An 18,256-nucleotide genomic window follows, 5' to 3' on the forward strand; every position below is an offset into this window, starting at 1 on the left:
AGAACGAGATAAAATGAGACAAACAATAAATACAATATAAGCATTTAGATGGAGGAAGATTTCTTGAATTTCGAGCAATTACAAAATAAATTTGAAAAGAAAAAGGTTAATACATTTCTTGTTTATCAAAAGGGGGAATTAACGACTGAGTACTATAAAACGATAGACTGTGCAAATGACTTATTTAAAATTAATTCGATTACAAAAAGTATCGTATCTATATTAATTGGTATCGCAATTGATAAAGGATTTATAAATGATATACATACACAAATCACAACATGGATTCAAAATGCACCGGAGAAAAAGAGGGAACTAACGCTGTATCATTTATTAACGATGACAACAGGAGAAGATTGGCAAGAGTTCGGAAATGGGGTTATTTTCCCAAATGACTTTGTGGAATCAGACAATTGGGTGCAATACATTTTAGAAAAGCCGCTCATTGAAGAAATGGGTACGAAAATGAATTATAATTCAGGCTCTTCTCACTTACTTAGTTACATCATTCAACAAGCAACTGGAATGTCGACGGAGCAGTTCGCGAAAAAATATTTATTTGAGCCGTTAAACATTACGGAGTATGAGTGGCAACAAGACCCGCAAGGTATATATGTTGGCGGATTCGGTATGAAAATGAAATCTATAGACTTATTAAAGTTAGGAAAATTATGTTTGAACAATGGATATTGGAAGGGGAATGAAATTGTATCATCGAAGTGGTTAGCAGAATCAAATACAGCTCTATTTGAAACGTATGAACATGTCGGGGCATATGGATATCACTGGTGGGTATTACATAACGAAAGATTTCACATACCGTATTGTATGTATTTTGCTATGGGATACGGAGGACAATACATTATTATCATTCCGCAGTTAGAGCTCATAGCTGTAATTAGTAGTCACATGCCAAAACGTGGCCTCGTACCATTAAAGTTATTTATAGAGCATATAAAAGAGAATTCCAATCATAAATAAGAAGAGAAATGAGGTGTTTTATGAGAAGTGCAAAAATGATAGCGATTTATAGACTGTTATTAAGTCTTCTAGCGTTTAGTGCACTTATTACTCAATTTGTTACAAGGGCACAAGTGAAACCGTTCAATCCAGTTAACTTTTTTAGCTTCTTCACAATTGAAAGTAATATTTTAGTGGCGGTAATTCTACTATTAAGTAGCTTGGGGACAGCCACATTCGGACGTTCCGAGCAGTTTGGAGTTCTTCGCGGCGCAGCTACAGTATACATACTGACAACGGGACTTATTTATTTTTTGTTATTAAGGGGATTAGAAGAGTCACTTCAAACGCCGATACCGTGGGTAAATACTGTGCTCCATTACATCATGCCATTAGCAATGATTTTAGATTGGGTTATAAATCCACCTACGAAGGCCATTACATGGAAACAGGCTACGAGTTGGCTTGTTTTCCCGCTTTTATATGTTGTATATAGCTTAATCCGCGGTCCATTCGTGAATTGGTACCCATATCCGTTTCTCGATCCGAGAATAGGTGGATATGGGAAAGTACTTTTATATAGTATCGGAATAGCGGTTGTAATTGGAGTTATTTGTGGATTGGTGAAAATGTTAGGGAATCGATCTTTAAGTTTAAAACAATAACTTTCATTATTAAATGTGTATGAATAACCCCCTCTGTTTTACTTAAAACAGAGGGGGTTATTTGTTCTATCGACTTGTTTTCTGAAATGACATCTTTAAAAACTTCTCTGTTTTCGTATCGAATTCTACATCAACAAAAACACCATATTCTTTTCCATTCTCACGAAGCCACAATTTAAATTTTTCAACTGTTATTTGAATAGTTTTTGGTTTTCTACCTATATGAAGGTAATCAATAATCTCTGCTTTCGGATATTGTTCTTTCGTTTTTTCAACGGCCAGTTTACCCCATTTTGCATAGGGCGGCTGTGCGTGAACTATAGATGGACCCGTATATATATTTGAACATGTTGTTATTAAAGAAATTATAAATGCTGTACGTGTAATGAGTTGCTTCATAATAAGCTCCTTTTATTCTTTTTGTATATTGTTTACATATTTCTTTAAGCATATAAGTTTGGATTTTTTTGACTTCTTTACATAAAAGCGAGGGTTTTACAAAACATAACCATGAAATCATTTCCGTAATTAAGGAGGGAAATACATGCATCAAAAGACTGTCTTTAAGATAGCGATTTTACTCGTCTTTATCGGGCTATCTTTAATGGTAAGTAGTGTACAAATGAAAAATGTAGAAGCCTTTTCGAATCAAGTTATTCAAAGAGGGGCATCTGGTGAAGATGTTATTGAACTGCAATCTCGTTTGAAATATAACGGATTTTATACGGGAAAAGTAGATGGTGTTTTCGGATGGGGTACATACTGGGCACTTCGGAATTTTCAGGAGAAATTTGGACTACCTGTTGATGGTTTAGCGGGTGCTACAACGAAGCAGAAACTTGTTAAGGCAACGAAGTATGATAAGTCCACCGCTAATAAAGGTACTACAACGAATAAAGGGAATAGCGGCGGTACTGCACAAGAAAATAAACCACCACAAAGTAAAGGGACAAATGTTCCAAACGGTTATTCTCAAAATGATATTCAGCTAATGGCAAACGCTGTTTATGGAGAGTCACGTGGTGAGCCATATTTAGGACAAGTAGCAGTGGCTGCTGTTATTTTAAATCGTGTTACAAGCGCATCGTTTCCAAATACTGTTTCAGGTGTAATCTTTGAACCGAGAGCCTTTACAGCAGTAGCGGATGGACAAATATATTTAACGCCAAATGAAACAGCGAAAAAGGCTGTATTAGATGCGATTAATGGATGGGATCCAACAGGGAATGCACTTTATTATTTCAATCCAGATACTGCGACAAGTAAATGGATTTGGAGTCGTCCACAAATTAAAAAAATCGGTAAACATATTTTCTGTAAATAGAGCGGAGGTGGAAACATGTTACGAGGTATTATCATTGTACTATTAACAATAGGTGTAGTCGGAACAGGATATTGGGGCTATAAAGAGCATCAAGAAAAAAATGCAGTATTAATTAGAGCGGAAAATAGTTATCAGCGCGCGTTTCATGATTTAGCGTATGAGGTTGACTTATTACACGATAAAATCGGGACAACACTTGCGATGAATTCACGTGCGTCTCTATCGCCAGCATTAGCAGATGTGTGGCGTTTAACATCTGAAGCTCGTTCTGATGTAGGTCAACTACCATTAACATTAATGCCATTTAATAAAACGGAAGAATTTTTAGCGAATATCGGTGATTTTAGCTATCGTGCAGCGATTCGTGATTTAGAAAAAGAACCGCTAAATGATCAAGAGTATAAAACACTGCAAACGTTATATTCAAATGCAGGAAATATACAAGATGAACTAAGAAAAGTGCAACATCTTGTGTTGAAAAACAACTTGCGCTGGATGGACGTTGAAATGGCACTTGCATCAAACCGAGATCCAGCAGATAACACAATTATTGATGGATTAAAAACAGTTGAAAAGAATGTAACGTCGTACTCGTCTACTAATTTCGGACCTACTTTTACAAGCGCACAAAAAAATAAAAAGGGCGGATTTGAAGCAGAGGGTAAAGCGATTTCTAAAGATGAGGCTGCAAAAATCGCAAAATCATTTTTAAATTTAAAAGGAAATGAAAAAGTAGAAGTTGAGAAAAGCGGAAAAGGCGCAAAAGAATCTTTCTACAGTGTGAAAATTAAAGATCCAGCAACAAACAACGAATATCACATGGATATTACCGGAAAAGGTGGATACCCAATTTGGGTAATGAATAATCGAGAAATTAAAGAACAAAAAATTAGTTTAAATGATGCAGGAAGTAAAGGATTAACGTTTTTAAAGGATCACAAGTTTACAAATATGGAGCTATTTGATAGTTCTCAATATGATAATATCGGTGTGTTTACGTACGTTGTAAATGAAAATGGAGTGCGTATTTATCCAGAAGCAATTCAAATGAAAATTGCTTTAGATGATGGATCGATTGTTGGTTTTTCGGCAAAGGAATATTTAGCATCGCATCAAAAACGAACAATTCCGAGTGCGAAGCTAACTGCTGCTGAGGCGAGAAAGAAAATTAATCCCGATGTAAAAGTTATGGAAGAACGTAAAGCTGTAGTAGTAAATGACTTGCATAATGAAGTACTTTGTTATGAATTTATTGGTACTTTAGGGAAAGATACGTACCAAATTTTCATTAACGCAAATAGCGGTGCAGAAGAAAAAGTGAAGAAGATGCAAGCTGTTGAAAAAATTTATGATTAAACATCAATGATAAAGTGGTGAAAATAATGAAAATCATTATATATATGTTAATGCTTTGTTTCGTCATTACTGGATGTAGCATTGGAAAAAAAGACAATCCTAATGAAAAGCCAGAACAAAAAAATGTCTCGATGAAAAATGTTAATTATACAAACAAATCAAATAAGCCAAACGAAAAAGCTGCTGATCATTTAGCATCTTTAGCCGCAAGTGTACCAGGTGTGAATGATGCGACAGCGGTAGTAGTGGGGAAATATGCTGTTGTAGGTATTGATGTAAAAGCGAAACTTGATCGAACTCGTGTTGAGTCAATTAAGTACTCCGTAGCAGAAAGTTTGAAAAATGACCCAAATGGTGCTAATGCAGTCGTTGTAGCAGATGTTGATACGTATGAAAGATTAAAACAAATAGGTAAGCAAATTAAAAAAGGTAAAACTGGTGAAGGTATACTTGATGAACTAGCAGCAATTGTTGGCCGTGTAATGCCGCAAGTTCCAAATGATATGATTGAAAATAGAGAAACAAACCCAATTAAAGATAATGATAAACAATTACCAAAAGATGAAGAACAAGAACTACGAAAAGAACAAGATGATCAATCAAATAATCATTTGAAAAAATAGTGGAAGTCCCGTACTAAATTGTACGGGATTTTTTTATAAGATTAAATATTCAGTTTATTTTTAAGGGAAAATATGGTTTAATAATGAGGGGAGGGACAACCGTTATGATGAAAAAAAGCACACTCATATTGTGTAGTTTATGCATAGGTTTTAGTATGACAGCGTGTGACCAGAAGAAAGAAGTGAAGAAGAAAACTGCTACATCTTCTACTATAACGGAAAATAGAAATCAAAAATCCATTAATGTAAATCATTTCTCAAATATTAATGAAGGAATGACATATTTAGAAGTGAAAGATTTAATCGGTTTTGAAGGGGATTTACTCATAGAAGAAGGGGAAGAACATTCTACACGAATTAAACAAATTTTTGCTTGGAAAGGCAACGATCCAAAATCATTTGCTGAAATTACATTTTTGGATGGAAAAGTGCATTCTAAAACACAGCAAGGTTTAAGTTAATTTGATAAAAAACGGGAGAGTTAAGCATGAACATACATACAGGGGAAATACAATTAGTTCCGTATAAGGAGCAGTATAAAGAGAGAATAGAATCATTTAGTTTACCAAGTGAACAAGTGCGATTCACAGCGAATCCAGGTGAATTACTGGAGAAAGCGAAAAATGATCGAACTAAAAATGTAGTTGTTATTTTGGACTTTAGCGGAGTACCTGTCGGTGTTTTTGCATTACAAACGGGTGACAGAGTACAGGAGTTTACAGAAAATAAAGATGCTATACTTTTAACTTCTTTTTCTATCAATCACAATAAACAAAGGAAAGGATATGCTAAAAAATCATTGGCGTTATTACAAGACTTTGTAAAATATTATTATCCAATAAAAAATGAAGTGATTCTTGCTGTAAATGAAAAAAATATTCCAGCGCAAAAGTTATATGGAAAAGTTGGGTTTCAAGATAAAGGGTATAGAAGAATGGGACCGATTGGACAACAATTAATATTACATTTACCGATAACCAAATAATTTAAAAAGCTTACTCTTGAAAAATCATGTAGTAAGCTTTTTTGTTTGAGATATTGCCCATGCATGATATGTTAGAAGAATTAAAGCCAGTATCCGAGAAATATGAAGGTGCAAAACAAATCGATTGCTAAGCATTTAAATACGTGAGGGGTAATTATATGACAATTTATATTGCACTACTACGGGGAATTAATGTAGGTGGACATAAAGTAATCAAAATGGCAGATTTGAAAAAAATGTTTGAATCAATAGGGTTAAAACAAGTGAAAACATATATTCAAAGTGGAAATGTAGTATTTGAATCAGAAGATGATATAAGTTTTCTAAAGGAACGGATTGAATGTGAAATTAAGAACGTTTTTGATTTCGATGTTCCGGTCATGTTAAGAGCAAATGATGAATTTATTAATAATATTAAAAAGTGTCCTTACGAGACCCATTCGTTATTAGAAGGAGAAAGTGTACATGTGGCCTTTTTAGCTAATCCACTTTCTGAAGAAGACAGTAAGCGGTTACTTATGTACAAAAGTGACATAGAAGATTGCCATATCGAAGGAACATTAGTGTATTTATTTTTCAAAAAAAGCATTCGGAATTCTAAACTAATGAACCAGTTTCAGAAGTTACATACACCAGCTACAGTAAGGAACTGGCGAACTGTGAATAAGTTAAAAGCAATAGTAGAAGAGGTCCAAATATAAAAAATGTGGTTTTCTGCATATAGAAAACCACATTTTTTTATTTATATTGTTTGGCGACAATGAGTTCAACAATAGGGAAAATAAGAAAGGATGAACAGAGTGCAATAAATAGTGGAAGGTTTTTTACACCATCCAAATTGGAACCCATAGAAAATCCTTCTGAGCAGAGTAATATAAGGAACATAACAACTACAAGCACAAAATATGCGATTTTAAAGCTTTTATATGTGATTTGTTGTCCCATTTCATCTTGACTTTCTTTTGATACTCCGTTTGGATCTCCCCATGTAATATGATTTATTAAATTACTAAGTATTAAAGAAGCGGCGAAAATTGTCCCGCCCAAAATCGAGCCTTCAGTTGCATATTTGTATGCGCCATGTCCGAGTATCGCGATTAACGATAAAACAATGATTACAAAAATAATCTTTTTAGTATTCAATATATAATTGCACCTCCACCATTGTAAAAAACTCTTTACAACCATAGTATAAAATTGGAAAAGTTTTATGTCAAATATTTTTTACATATGAAGTGAATGTTTATGATATTTTGTTTAAAGGATGAAGAAAAAATTACATTACATTTGAATGTAAAAGAATGGGCTCGCATATATTTGGAAGGGATGTCAGATTAATTTAGGGGGTAGTTATGTCTATTCTTTTAAAAGCTGGTGCAGATGCAGGAAATAATGGTTTGAAGTTAATGGTGAAAGGGCAGGAACCCATTTTTATTCCGAGTATTTATTCTTTATATATAGGTGAGCCTACGGGGTTGTTAGATGAGGTTGATGTTTCATCGTCAGAATTAGAGAATCACATTGATGTGACCATTAGTTCTCCATCGCTAATGTTAAATAATGTACGATACATCGTTGGAGAAAAAGTGATTCAAGATCAATTAAAAGGTACTGAAGTGGAGAAAAAATCAAATAAATCTACTGATGAGTTAATGGTTATTACAATCCTTTCAGGTTTAGCGATAAGTGCTATGCGTCAAAGCCCTACTTCAAGTCATATTAATATTCGTTATGATTTATCGGTGGCTCTTCCAATGCAACTTATTACACAGGAAATCGCTGCTGAAAATGCGAAACGGTATATGGGTAATCACAAGGTCATATTCCATTATCCAAATGGGCGCGATGTTACGATTAATGTTTCTATTGAGTTTTGTAAATGTCTACCTGAAGGCGCTTCTGGGACGTGGGGAATTGTATATGATGAGGAAGGAAATGTTGTGAAACATAAAATAGAATGTGAACAAAATCAAGTTTCAGAAATTGATTTTGTTGATAAAACTTTATTGTCTTTTGATATTGGCGCAGGGACAACGGAAGAAGTTGTTTCATTAGGGGTAAATTTCCGTCCGCAATTAAGTAAAGGATTATCGTACGGTGTAAAAGAAACGTTACTACAAATTATTACGAGATGGAATCGGAAATATCCTACGAAAACGATTGATAGTATTACAGAATTTAATCAAATTTATTTAAATGAAAAGCACCCAAGAAATGCATTGTTAGTTGAGGAATCGCAACCAGCGTTTTTAGGTTTAGCAGCACGTGTTGCAACGGATATTATTAACAAAATTGATGATATGAAAGACGATCCATATGTATTTATTTATGGTGGGGGTGCAGTTATTATTAAAAATAGCTTGAAAATGATTTTAAAACAAAAAGGACGTTTGAAAAATGTAATTTTTGTAGATAACCCGTTATTTACAAATGCACGTGGGTTATTAGTATATACATGTTCACCAAAATATAGAGAGCATAAGCAAAAAGAGTTAGGGTTTACAAACTTAACGATAAGTTAGTTGGTGGTTGTATGCGATCTAGGCGATATAAACGTGGTGATCGAGTGAAAATTAATATTAATAAATCAGTATCGCCTGAAATGATTGCTTGGCTTAATAAACAATCCAATCCAACTAATTTCTTTTTCTTTGCAGCCCAGCAATTATTTAAACAGGTAGGAGATATTGATGTATCGAAAACCTTGCCAAGTAGCCATGTTTTTTCTTTATATGTAGAACCATCATCTCTACTAAAAGTTGAAATGAATCCATTTAAAAACGTATCACTAGAAAATAGTAAATCCACCGAAAATGTAAAAAAAAAATCGTGGGAATCTGTTGATCAATTAGATTGTCCATTCTTTTGAACATAGAAAATCATATGTAGAGCCCATCACTATACATAAGGATGAAGTGATGGGCTTTTGTTATTGTATCGTAATATCTATAAATAGAAGGGGACAAAACAATTTGTGCCCCTTCTAAAAGTTATCCTTATCTTATATAGGATATATGTTCTGAAATTGCTTTAATAATTTTATCCCAGTCATCGGGGTGATTCTCATGTCCTGTACCTTCAAGGGTTAATAGTTTTGAGTTCGGAATTTCGTCAATAAGTGCGAGGCCATGTTCAAGTGGAAGAGCTCTATCGTCCGTACCATGAATTACTAAAGTTGGTACCAGAATTGATTTAAGTATACCCTCATAAGAATCATCACCTGTTAGGAGGGCGTGATTAAACATACTTAATAGATTGTTAGCACGTTCTATTTCTTGTTTTACTTGTTTCAAAGTTCTTGCTTCATCAAATATACGCTTTGATCCACAGAGTAGACGTGATCCTGTAACTAAATATTTCGCTATAACATCTTTATTTGTCCAATCTAAATTCGCACCATTAGCATGATGTGTCAAAATTCTTTCATCCATTGGAGGCAAATCACGAGTATTGTTATCAGATCCAATAACGCTTGTTGCTAGTAATGTTAAGGTTAATATTCTTTCTGGGTGTTTTACTGCAGCAATTTGAGCAATCATACCTCCTAATGACATGCCCAGAAGGTGTGCCTTGTCAATATGATACGCATCGAGTGCCCCGATTGCATCTTCAGCCATGTCTGCTACAGTGTAATTGGAAGTCCCAGGCTCATATGTAATAGAGCGCCCAACATCACGGTTATCATAGCGAATGACAAATCTTCCTGTGCTAGCTAACCTTTCACAAAATTCTTCATCCCAATAAACCATTGAACACGTAGCTCCCATAATTAATAATATTGTTGGGTTATTAGGATTGCCAAAGCTTTCTGTACATAAATCAATACCGTTCACTTTGAAAACTTGTTCACTCATAGTACACTCTCCGTTTCATTTAAAGTTCATTAACAAATAAATAAAATATAACTTTGGTTGTTTCTTAAACTTATACTAGATAAAGTAAGGTTAATGTTTTTTGCACTCATGATGCTTAATTAGTAGAGTAGCATAAATATCACCTCCAAATATAATTATTTTCATTAAAAACAAAATATTTTGAAAAATAAGTATAAGTTACTAAAATAAACAACAAGGAGGAGTGGAAATGAAAGCAATTATTATTGATCAATATGGTAGTGATGAAAAATTACAAGAAAGACAAGTTCCAAAGCCGGTTATTAAATGTAATGAAGTATTAATACGCATACACGCGACATCTGTCAATCCTGTTGATTGGAAAATAAGAAAGGGAGAATTACAAGAGAAGCTGCAATTTTCATTTCCAATAATATTAGGTTTAGATGTTGCTGGAGTAATTGAAGAAGTTGGAGAAGATGTGGACCATTTCAAAATAGGAGATAAAGTGTTTACGAAACCAGAAAATATAGGGAAAGGCTCCTATGCTGAATACATTACAGTAAAATCAGATTTAGTAGCTTACATGCCAAATAATCTTAGTTTTGAAGAAGCTGCGTCTATACCTCTTGCAGGACTAACAGCTTGGCAAAGTCTTGTTGATTACGCACAAATAAAAGAAAATGATCGAGTATTAATTCATGCTGGAGGGGGCGGAGTAGGTAGTTTTGCAATTCAAATCGCGAAATCATTTGGGGCCTATGTCGCTACAACTGCAAGTAGTAAAAATGAAGAGTTTTTAAAGTCTTTAGGTGCTGACCTCATTATTGATGATAAAAAAAATAAATTTGAAGAGCTACTATCGGATTATGATATTGTGTTAGATACAATCGGCGGTGAAGTACAAGAGAAAAGTTTTCAAATTATTAAGCCTAGTGGTGTTCTAGTTTCTATCGTTCATGAACCACTGCATGAAGTACAAGGGATAAAATCAGGATTTTTATGGTTAAAACCAAGCGGAAAGCAATTATACGAATTATCAGGTTTGATTCAAGCTGAAAAAATTAAACCAATCATTAGTAAGGTTGTTCCGTTTAATGAAAAAGGAGTTAGAGAAGCTCATATTTTGAGTGAAAGTCAGCATACTAGAGGGAAAATTGTAATTACGATGGAATGATATTTACATAAATATACGAGTGGTGACTTAAAAAGAAAATTGTCACCACTCAAATAAACTACAATTTTTGCATGACAAAAGTAATCGCATTCGTATTTAATTGAATGTGTGTACCGTTTCGTACAATATCATACGCTAAATTTTTTATTTCAACTTTTACTTTTTGGCATTCGGTATAAACGCCTTTTAGTGTACGTATCATTTCTTCCGTAGAAAGGTTAATTTCAATTAAAGCATCTAATTCTTGATTCGTTTCCAAGTCAATTTCTTGAATGTTAGAGTTAACTATTAAACAATTGATACCACCACTCTTTGTCCCATTTTTCATAGAGTGCAGCACTTTTTTAAAATCGTCTATTGATCGGACATGCTCTAAACTTGATACCGCAACGATGTAGTTAAAGGTCTTAGAAGGAATATAGTAGTCTTCAATTGCTGATTGTTCCGTTTTTATGTATTCAAATACACTATGTTCTTTGCTATAAACTTGTAACTTCGTTAAAGCCGAATCAAGTAGATCGACACAAGTAACAGTGCCGCCACTATTCATGATTTTTTTATGCAATCTGAATACTGTTTCTACCGACACCAGAGCCAAGGTCAAGTATTTGTAGGTCTTTCTGTCCTTCAAAATAGTTCAGCATGTTCATAATGTTTCAGCTCCAATAGTTTCATGGCGAAATGAATAGGTTGGACAACCTTTAATATTTGTTTGAATTCGAAATATACCACCAGCATGTGGGTACTGTTTTAATTCCGCATCCGTCATTCTTGTTCGGGCTGTTGTGATGTATAAATCGGTCAAATTAGGTCCTCCAAATGTACACGACGTTACATATAAAGCAGGAATCGGAATACTTAAAATCTGTTTTCCAGTAAAGGGATTCCATCTAGTAATCTTCGAGCCTCCCCAATGTGCAATCCATAAACAACCTTCTACATCAATTGTCATACCATCGGGTATACCTTCATTTTCAGGGAAGATGATAATATCTGTTGGATTGCTAATTACACCAGTATGTATGTCATAATCAAAACGAACAACTTTTTTAGTAGGCGTATCAATGAAATAAAGAAATGTATGATCAGGGGACCAAGCTATACCATTTGATGTATTTACATGTGCAACTTTTTTATCTACGTTGAAATTATTGTTTAAACAATACAAGGAACCAGCCGCATTAATACCATATAAGTCTGTAGTGCCTGCCCAAAAGCGGCCAGCTGGATCGCATTTTCCATCGTTAAAGCGGTTTTCTAATAAATCTGGTTCAGGGTCATAAATATGTGTAAGTTTTTCTGTATTTAGATTAAGAGAGTAAAAGCCTTTTTCTACAGCTAAAAGTACTACATCATCTAAATATGGAACGACACAACCGATTTGTTGATCGAGAATAATCACTCGGTTCATATTACTAGTAGGACTGTAGAGGCATAATTTCTTCTCTATAATATCAACCCAATATAATATTTGTCTTTTTTCATCCCAGCAAGGACTTTCACCTAAACTCGCTTTTGCATCTACGACTAATTCAATATTTCTGTGCAATCTGTTTCACCTCAATTCATTAGAGATACATATAAAGTTCGATAAAAATGGAGGTAAACCTTTTGTTTGATTGGAATAAAGATGTACTACAAAAAAACGAAGACCTTCTCATGTAACTCGAAAATAGCATAAAACTATGGGGAGAAAGAGCTATGTGATGTTTCATGTGAAAATGTATTCCAAGTATATGAAGGGAGTGAAAAATATAAGCGATTTAAAGAGAAACCGAAAGTGACATATTATTGTGATGGTGTAGTCACAAAATTCAACTTGAAGGAATAATATATTTTTTAGATAGGGAAAATATATGTTATTAATTTCTGTTCAGAAAAATTTGACAATACATCTGTTATAAATTATCATATGTAAAAAACTAATATACAATTTGGCATTGAAGAGAAGAGTAGTTAAGAATGAATGCATACAGAGAGCTCTGGTAGCTGAGAAAGAGCGGTTAAACATCTTAACGAAAAAAGACTTGGAGCTGCGCAAAGAACTAATTTATTTAGGGATGGTGCGACGGATTCTCCCGTTATAGAGATAGGGTATAAGCATATTTGGCCGTACCTGAAGAGGTTAATATGGTGACGTATTAACAAACTGAGGTGGTACCGCGAAGCTAATAACTCTCGTCCTCAAGATGAATAATCTTGGGGGTGGGAGTTTTTTTATTGCATAAAACTGAAAATGTGAAAACAAAAAACAATTGAGGTGAGTATATGCATTGGGCGTATGAAGTAGCACATGAATTAATTAGAAAACATCCAAATAAAGAAACTTATGTTTGTGCATCTGGAATTAGTCCATCTGGTTCTGTTCATATTGGGAACTTCCGTGAAATAGTAACGACTTATTTAGTTGTAAAGGCTCTGCAAGATTTAGGGAAAAAGACTCGTTTTATCTTTTCATGGGATGATTATGACAGGTTTAGAAAAGTTCCTAAAAATATTGATCCATCTTTTGGAAGATACATTGGTATGCCGTACTGTGATATCCCTGATCCACATGGGTGTCATAACTCATATGCGGAGCATTTTGAAAAAGAGTTTGAAAAATCGCTCCAAGCATTTGGGATTGAAGTGGAATTCATATATCAACATGCTGAATATAGAAGCGGAAGGTATAACGGAAACATATTAGAAGCTTTGTGTAAAAGAAAAGAAATATATGATGTTTTAATGGATTTTAAAACAGGAGTACACCGAGAAGAAGATAGAGAAAACTTTTATCCAGTTACGTTATATTGTGAGAGGTGCGGGAAAGATGCAACAACTATTACACATTTTGATGAAGTATTAAAAACAATTCGGTATGACTGTGAATGTGGAAATCAAAATGAATTATCGGTATTAAATACAAATAAAATGAAACTGAATTGGAAAATCGATTGGCCGATGAGATGGATGATAGAGGATGTTATTTTCGAACCGGGCGGAAGAGATCATTCATCGGAGACAGGTAGTTATAATGTATCAAAGGAAATTGCAAGGAAAATATTCAATTGTGAAGCCCCTCAATACGTTGCTTATGATTTCATTGGAATTAAAGGGCATCATGAAAAAATGTCCAGTTCTTCAGGGAATAGTATTACACCTAGCGACTTATTAAAAGTGTATTTACCAGAAGTAATTCTTTTTATGTTTGCAAAATATAAGCCTGATGCAGCTTTTCATATTGGACTTGATGAAGATGTGATTCGCAATTATACAGAGTATGAGAGATTGAAGGATAGTTATGAAAATAAAACACTCAAAAATGAAGATTTATTTGATGCAATTAAACTTTCTAGACTTGATAGCCGATTTAAAGAGCATCCAAAGTTTAATCAAGTAGCAGGAACTTTACCGTTATTAAATTTTGATTCATCTATTTTACAAGATATATTAGAGAAAATAGATAGGAGCTATGCATTACCTGAAATGATAGCGATAAGTAATCGTGCTGAGTATTGGATAAGAAACTTTCAATCTAAAAAATTAATTGCGGTAAATAAAGAGAAAAATACGGAGTTTTATAACACATTAGATGAACGGCAGAAAAAATGGCTAGTAGAAGTTTGTAAAATAATTCGTTCTAATAACGATCATTCTAAACTAATGAAGCAATTGTATACGATTTGTCATCATGAAAATAAAAAAATAATGAAAGAAAATCAAAAACAATTATTTATCATTTTATATAGGCTCATTATGAATCAATCAAGTGGTCCACGTATACCATTATTAATACATGTGGTAGGCGCCAGAAAATTCATCACATTATTAGATTTCTAAAATATAGTTAAAAGCAACGCAAGTACTCAATAGAATAAGTACTTGCGTTGCTTAATTTTTACTATCGTGAATACATTTTTGGACATTCATCACCACGTGGTTCGTAAAAACAATGGCTTTTAAATTGCCCTGCAAACGGCTGATTATACCATTCAGGTGGACAAGCTCCAACTGGACGGAAATACCAAAGAGCCCATCGTGCTGGCCAGCGCCATTCACCTTGTAAAACTTTTCTTGCGATTTCTTTTTCTGATTCACGGGCACGTTGATAAAAGTATCCGTATTGAACCGCTTCAAATCCGCCAGGGCTTTGATATACTGCATCACGCACAGATCGAAGGTCTTTAAAATCTAAGCAATCACAAAATACACGATTTACTACAACACATCCAACAAGTTGTTCACCTTGTCGTCCTTCGCCCTCAGCTTCAGCACGGATTAAGCGTGCTAGTAAATCAACGTCACTTTCGTTGTATGGAATAAGGGGCATTGTAATACCACCTTTCTATAACTGTTATAGTAAAGAGTGTATGTTTCAAAATGAGCTAAGTGCTTTTGTAATCTGAAAATAACTTTTAATTTTAACAAGGAGCTTGTATGAATTAAAGCTAATTAGTTATAGAAGATAATAATGGAAAGGGAGAGGTACTATGCATCGTATTCATAAAGAACATATCATTTACGCAATGTCACCAGAAAATAATCCATGTATTGAAGTAGAAATTGGGAGTCGTCTTGTATTTGAAACATATGATTGCTTTGAAAATCAAATTCAGTCTGAAGATGTTGTGTTTCAAGAATTAGATTGGAACCGAATTAATCCAGCGACTGGGCCTGTATATATTAAAGGCGCAGAACCTGGCGATATTTTAATGGTAACGATTGAAAAGATTAAAATTTCAGAGCAGGGTGTTTTAACGACAGGTGCGAACCTTGGTGTAATGGGGGATGAGCTAAATGAAAATACAGTGAAAATTGTCCCAATACATAATGGATATGTTTCATTATCAAGTGAACTACAAATCCCGATTAATCCAATGATTGGGGTAATTGGTACTGCACCGAAAGAAGAGAGCATTTCATGTGGCACACCGCATGATCACGGCGGAAATATGGACTGTAAAGAAATTAAAGAAGGAACAACATTACTACTACCAGTTAATGTCCCAGGGGCACTATTAGCATTAGGTGATTTACACGCAGCAATGGGTGATGGTGAAATTGGTGTTAGTGGAGTGGAAGTTGCTGGAGAGGTAACTGTAACTGTTCAAATTATAAAAGAAAAGAAATGGCCATTACCAATGGTTATCCAAAAAGAAAAAATAATGACGATTGCTTCAGAGAAATTGTTAGACGATGCAGCGAATCGTGCTGTACATAATATGGTGACATTTTTACATGAGGAATTAGAAATGTCTAAAGCTGATGCAACCCTTTTATTATCAGCAGCAGGTAATTTAAAAGTTTGTCAAGTTGTGGATCCACTAAAAACGACGCGGATGGAACTAAGAATGGACTATGTGGAGAAGCTGGGTTTTAATTGGAGTAAATTTAATATTAAATAAGAATAATAGAAGAAGGATGCTGTTTTATAAAAGTATCTTTTTTAATTTACGGATTAAATAAAAAGAGATAGTATTTATTTTGTATAAGTATATTTGAGATTGTGAATTAAAAGGAGTTTAAGAATGGTTAAAATTATGATTGTAGAAGATGATATGAAAATTGCGGAGCTATTATCAACTTATGTTGCGAAATACGGTTACCAAGGAATTGTTATATCGGATTTTCAAAACGTGTTAGAAATATTTTTAGAAGAACAACCAGAGTTAGTTTTATTAGATATTAATTTACCAAGCTTTGACGGTTACTATTGGTGTCGTCAAATTCGCGGAGTTTCCACGTGTCCAATTTTATTTATCTCGGCCCGTGAAGGTACGATGGATCAAGTTATGGCGTTAGAAAATGGTGGCGATGATTTTATTCCGAAGCCTTTTCATTATGAAGTTGTAATGGCAAAAATTCGTAGTCATTTAAGACGTGCTTACGGAGACTATGCACCGAAACTAGAAGAACGAATGGTTGAGCAACAAGGTCTTTGTTTATATCCAGAAAGACTTGTGTTAAAACTTAGGGGGCAAGAGATTGATATAACGAGAAACGAAGCTATTTTATTAGAAACGCTAATGAAAAATTACCCGCGTGTTGTGAGTAGAGAAGTGTTACTTAATAAATTATGGGATAGTGAATCTTACGTTGATGATAATACATTAAGTGTAAATACAACACGTGTGCGTAAAAAGTTAAAAACCTTACATATTGAAGATGCGATTGAAACAATTCGTAGTGTTGGATATAGGTTGCATATTACTTGGGAAAATGGTATGGAAAAATGATAAGGCTGTTTATACGTGACCATATACCACTTATTTGTTTTACAGTGCTCCAACTATTAGCCATATTCCTCGTATATTGGTTTGATGGACATAATCATATTACAACAGCATTATATGCAATGTTTTTAGGTGCTTTTTTTATGGTAAGCTACTTAGTATTTCGTTATTTTACACATCGTTCTTTTTATGAGCGTTTAGCAAATCCATTGCAATCTTTGGATGAATCCGTTCAAAAATCTGATTTTGCAGTTTTATCTACCGCACTCCAAGATTTGCTTGATGCACAATATCGTCATTATCAAAATCAGCTGCAATTACAAGAGAGAAAAAATAATGATCATTTAACCTTTATGAATCAGTGGATTCATCAAATGAAAACACCTCTATCTGTAATAGAATTAATTACACAGGATGAAGTGGATTCGCGTTTTGAAAGTATTAATGAGGAAACAGATCGGTTGAAAAAGGGATTAGAGATGGCATTATATGTCGCGCGTTTAGAAGCATTCACACAAGATTTTTATGTAGAAAGAGTACAACTACATAAAGTAGTAAATGATTCCGTGCATGAACATAAACGCTTCTTTATCCGGAGTTTTGTATATCCAGAGCTTGAAATTGATAAAGGTATTACTGTAGAAAGTGATGCGAAATGGTTGCAATTTTTAATTGGACAAATTATATCGAATGCGATTAAATACTCATCAGGTAGTAGAGAAAAGATTAAAGTGAAAGCATGTAGAGAAGGTAATACAGTTGTACTTGAAATTGCCGATAGTGGCGTCGGGATACCGAAGCAAGATTTACCAAGAGTATTTAAACCGTTCTTTACAGGAGAAAATGGTAGAGATTTTAAAGAATCAACTGGAATGGGGTTATATCTTGTATATGAAATTACAAAACAATTGGGACATAGTGTAGAGATCCATTCAGAAGTTGATAAAGGTACCGTTGTACGAATAATATTTTTTAATGTGTAACAAGTGATCAAGGCTAAAGAACTTTGGAGATAAGTTTTTTTAGCCTTGTTTTGTACCACTTGAAAATAAAAAATTATTTACCTTAGAGAAGTAAAAGCGAAGTGTTTATTATTTGTTTATGGTAGGGGGGATTGT

At 34.0% G+C, this 18,256-nt stretch carries 20 protein-coding genes, 2 pseudogenes and 1 other annotated feature; of the genes and pseudogenes, 16 read left to right on the top strand and 6 right to left on the bottom strand.

Features of this window, described 5'->3' with window-relative positions:
* Window positions 1–63 precede the first annotated feature (63 nt).
* Entirely contained in the window at window positions 64–981 is a 918-nt protein-coding gene (locus QCI75_RS13445; protein WP_144507107.1) for a serine hydrolase domain-containing protein, read from the top strand.
* Window positions 982–1,001: 20 nt separating this feature from the next.
* Entirely contained in the window at window positions 1,002–1,625 is a 624-nt protein-coding gene (locus QCI75_RS13450; protein WP_144507108.1) for a Pr6Pr family membrane protein, read from the top strand.
* Window positions 1,626–1,691: 66 nt separating this feature from the next.
* Here the strand turns inward: QCI75_RS13450 and QCI75_RS13455 are convergent, their stop codons facing one another.
* Entirely contained in the window at window positions 1,692–2,024 is a 333-nt protein-coding gene (locus QCI75_RS13455; protein WP_353760651.1) for a DUF3889 domain-containing protein, read from the bottom strand.
* Window positions 2,025–2,169: 145 nt separating this feature from the next.
* On the opposite strand from QCI75_RS13455, the gene sleB reads away from it, so the two are divergent.
* The 6 genes from sleB (at window position 2,170) to QCI75_RS13485 (ending at window position 6,614) form a co-directional block, all read left to right on the top strand.
* Window positions 2,170–2,949 carry a spore cortex-lytic enzyme gene (sleB, locus tag QCI75_RS13460; RefSeq protein WP_144507111.1) on the top strand — a complete coding sequence of 260 codons (780 nt, stop codon included), beginning with the start codon at window positions 2,170–2,172 and terminating at the stop codon, window positions 2,947–2,949.
* Between the two features lie 15 nt (window positions 2,950–2,964).
* The gene (ypeB, locus tag QCI75_RS13465; RefSeq protein WP_353760652.1) at window positions 2,965–4,305 is read left to right on the top strand and encodes a germination protein YpeB; all 1,341 of its coding nucleotides are present in this window, start codon (window positions 2,965–2,967) and stop codon (window positions 4,303–4,305) included.
* 26 nt (window positions 4,306–4,331) lie between these two features.
* On the top strand, window positions 4,332–4,928 hold the full coding sequence (locus QCI75_RS13470) for a YhcN/YlaJ family sporulation lipoprotein (protein WP_144507113.1): 597 nt from the start codon (window positions 4,332–4,334) through the stop codon (window positions 4,926–4,928).
* A 104-nt stretch (window positions 4,929–5,032) separates the two neighbouring features.
* A complete protein-coding gene (locus QCI75_RS13475) occupies window positions 5,033–5,389 on the top strand; it encodes a hypothetical protein (protein ID WP_144507114.1) in 357 nt (118 codons plus the stop codon).
* 26 nt (window positions 5,390–5,415) lie between these two features.
* Window positions 5,416–5,913, top strand: a complete 498-nt coding sequence (locus tag QCI75_RS13480) for a GNAT family N-acetyltransferase (RefSeq protein WP_144507115.1) — start codon at window positions 5,416–5,418, stop codon at window positions 5,911–5,913.
* A gap of 158 nt (window positions 5,914–6,071) precedes the next feature.
* On the top strand, window positions 6,072–6,614 hold the full coding sequence (locus QCI75_RS13485) for a DUF1697 domain-containing protein (protein WP_353760653.1): 543 nt from the start codon (window positions 6,072–6,074) through the stop codon (window positions 6,612–6,614).
* Between the two features lie 37 nt (window positions 6,615–6,651).
* Here QCI75_RS13485 and QCI75_RS13490 read toward each other — a convergent pair whose 3' ends face one another.
* Window positions 6,652–7,056, bottom strand: a complete 405-nt coding sequence (locus QCI75_RS13490; RefSeq protein WP_353760654.1) for a hypothetical protein — start codon at window positions 7,054–7,056, stop codon at window positions 6,652–6,654.
* Window positions 7,057–7,265: 209 nt separating this feature from the next.
* Between QCI75_RS13490 and QCI75_RS13495 the strand changes: the two genes are divergently transcribed.
* Window positions 7,266–8,435 carry a ParM/StbA family protein gene (locus QCI75_RS13495; protein ID WP_002065756.1) on the top strand — a complete coding sequence of 390 codons (1,170 nt, stop codon included), beginning with the start codon at window positions 7,266–7,268 and terminating at the stop codon, window positions 8,433–8,435.
* A gap of 11 nt (window positions 8,436–8,446) precedes the next feature.
* A complete protein-coding gene (locus QCI75_RS13500; RefSeq protein WP_105584874.1) occupies window positions 8,447–8,782 on the top strand; it encodes a hypothetical protein in 336 nt (111 codons plus the stop codon).
* Between the two features lie 127 nt (window positions 8,783–8,909).
* Here QCI75_RS13500 and mleBCA read toward each other — a convergent pair whose 3' ends face one another.
* Window positions 8,910–9,767, bottom strand: a complete 858-nt coding sequence (mleBCA, locus tag QCI75_RS13505) for a BCA family alpha/beta fold macrolide esterase (protein ID WP_353760655.1) — start codon at window positions 9,765–9,767, stop codon at window positions 8,910–8,912.
* A gap of 229 nt (window positions 9,768–9,996) precedes the next feature.
* Here mleBCA and QCI75_RS13510 point away from each other — a divergent pair, with 229 nt between their 5' ends.
* Window positions 9,997–10,923, top strand: a complete 927-nt coding sequence (locus QCI75_RS13510; RefSeq protein ID WP_353760656.1) for an NADP-dependent oxidoreductase — start codon at window positions 9,997–9,999, stop codon at window positions 10,921–10,923.
* A 58-nt stretch (window positions 10,924–10,981) separates the two neighbouring features.
* Here the strand turns inward: QCI75_RS13510 and QCI75_RS13515 are convergent.
* Window positions 10,982–11,573: pseudogene (locus tag QCI75_RS13515) on the bottom strand (class I SAM-dependent methyltransferase).
* Window positions 11,570–12,472: an SMP-30/gluconolactonase/LRE family protein gene (locus QCI75_RS13520; RefSeq protein ID WP_353760657.1), complete on the bottom strand. Its 903-nt coding sequence runs from the start codon at window positions 12,470–12,472 to the stop codon at window positions 11,570–11,572. The pseudogene QCI75_RS13515 and the gene QCI75_RS13520 overlap by 4 nt, the downstream one beginning before the upstream one ends.
* Before the next feature lie 147 nt (window positions 12,473–12,619).
* Here QCI75_RS13520 and QCI75_RS13525 point away from each other — a divergent pair.
* Together QCI75_RS13525 and lysS are read left to right on the top strand one after the other, a co-directional pair.
* A pseudogene (locus QCI75_RS13525) lies at window positions 12,620–12,789 on the top strand (DUF2197 domain-containing protein); the annotation flags it as partial.
* A 65-nt stretch (window positions 12,790–12,854) separates the two neighbouring features.
* Window positions 12,855–13,112, top strand: a binding site (T-box leader).
* A gap of 79 nt (window positions 13,113–13,191) precedes the next feature.
* Window positions 13,192–14,745: a lysine--tRNA ligase gene (lysS, locus tag QCI75_RS13530; protein WP_353760658.1), complete on the top strand. Its 1,554-nt coding sequence runs from the start codon at window positions 13,192–13,194 to the stop codon at window positions 14,743–14,745.
* A 61-nt stretch (window positions 14,746–14,806) separates the two neighbouring features.
* On the opposite strand, the gene QCI75_RS13535 is transcribed toward lysS, so the two are convergent.
* The gene (locus tag QCI75_RS13535) at window positions 14,807–15,235 is read right to left on the bottom strand and encodes a cell wall hydrolase (protein WP_128854472.1); all 429 of its coding nucleotides are present in this window, start codon (window positions 15,233–15,235) and stop codon (window positions 14,807–14,809) included.
* Window positions 15,236–15,395: 160 nt separating this feature from the next.
* On the opposite strand from QCI75_RS13535, the gene QCI75_RS13540 reads away from it, so the two are divergent.
* The 3 genes from QCI75_RS13540 to QCI75_RS13550 all read left to right on the top strand — a co-directional run bounded on the left by QCI75_RS13540 (window position 15,396) and on the right by QCI75_RS13550 (window position 18,121).
* Window positions 15,396–16,310: an acetamidase/formamidase family protein gene (locus tag QCI75_RS13540; protein ID WP_144507122.1), complete on the top strand. Its 915-nt coding sequence runs from the start codon at window positions 15,396–15,398 to the stop codon at window positions 16,308–16,310.
* Window positions 16,311–16,433: 123 nt separating this feature from the next.
* Window positions 16,434–17,141, top strand: coding sequence for a response regulator transcription factor (locus QCI75_RS13545; protein WP_144507123.1), 708 nt, complete (start codon window positions 16,434–16,436; stop codon window positions 17,139–17,141).
* The gene (locus QCI75_RS13550; RefSeq protein WP_002110227.1) at window positions 17,138–18,121 is read left to right on the top strand and encodes a sensor histidine kinase; all 984 of its coding nucleotides are present in this window, start codon (window positions 17,138–17,140) and stop codon (window positions 18,119–18,121) included. Before QCI75_RS13545 ends, QCI75_RS13550 begins: the two co-directional genes overlap by 4 nt.
* The last annotated feature ends 135 nt before the right edge of the window (window positions 18,122–18,256 follow it).

The sequence above is a fragment of the Bacillus cereus group sp. RP43 genome (assembly GCF_040459645.1).
Lineage (GTDB): Bacteria > Bacillota > Bacilli > Bacillales > Bacillaceae_G > Bacillus_A > Bacillus_A mycoides_C.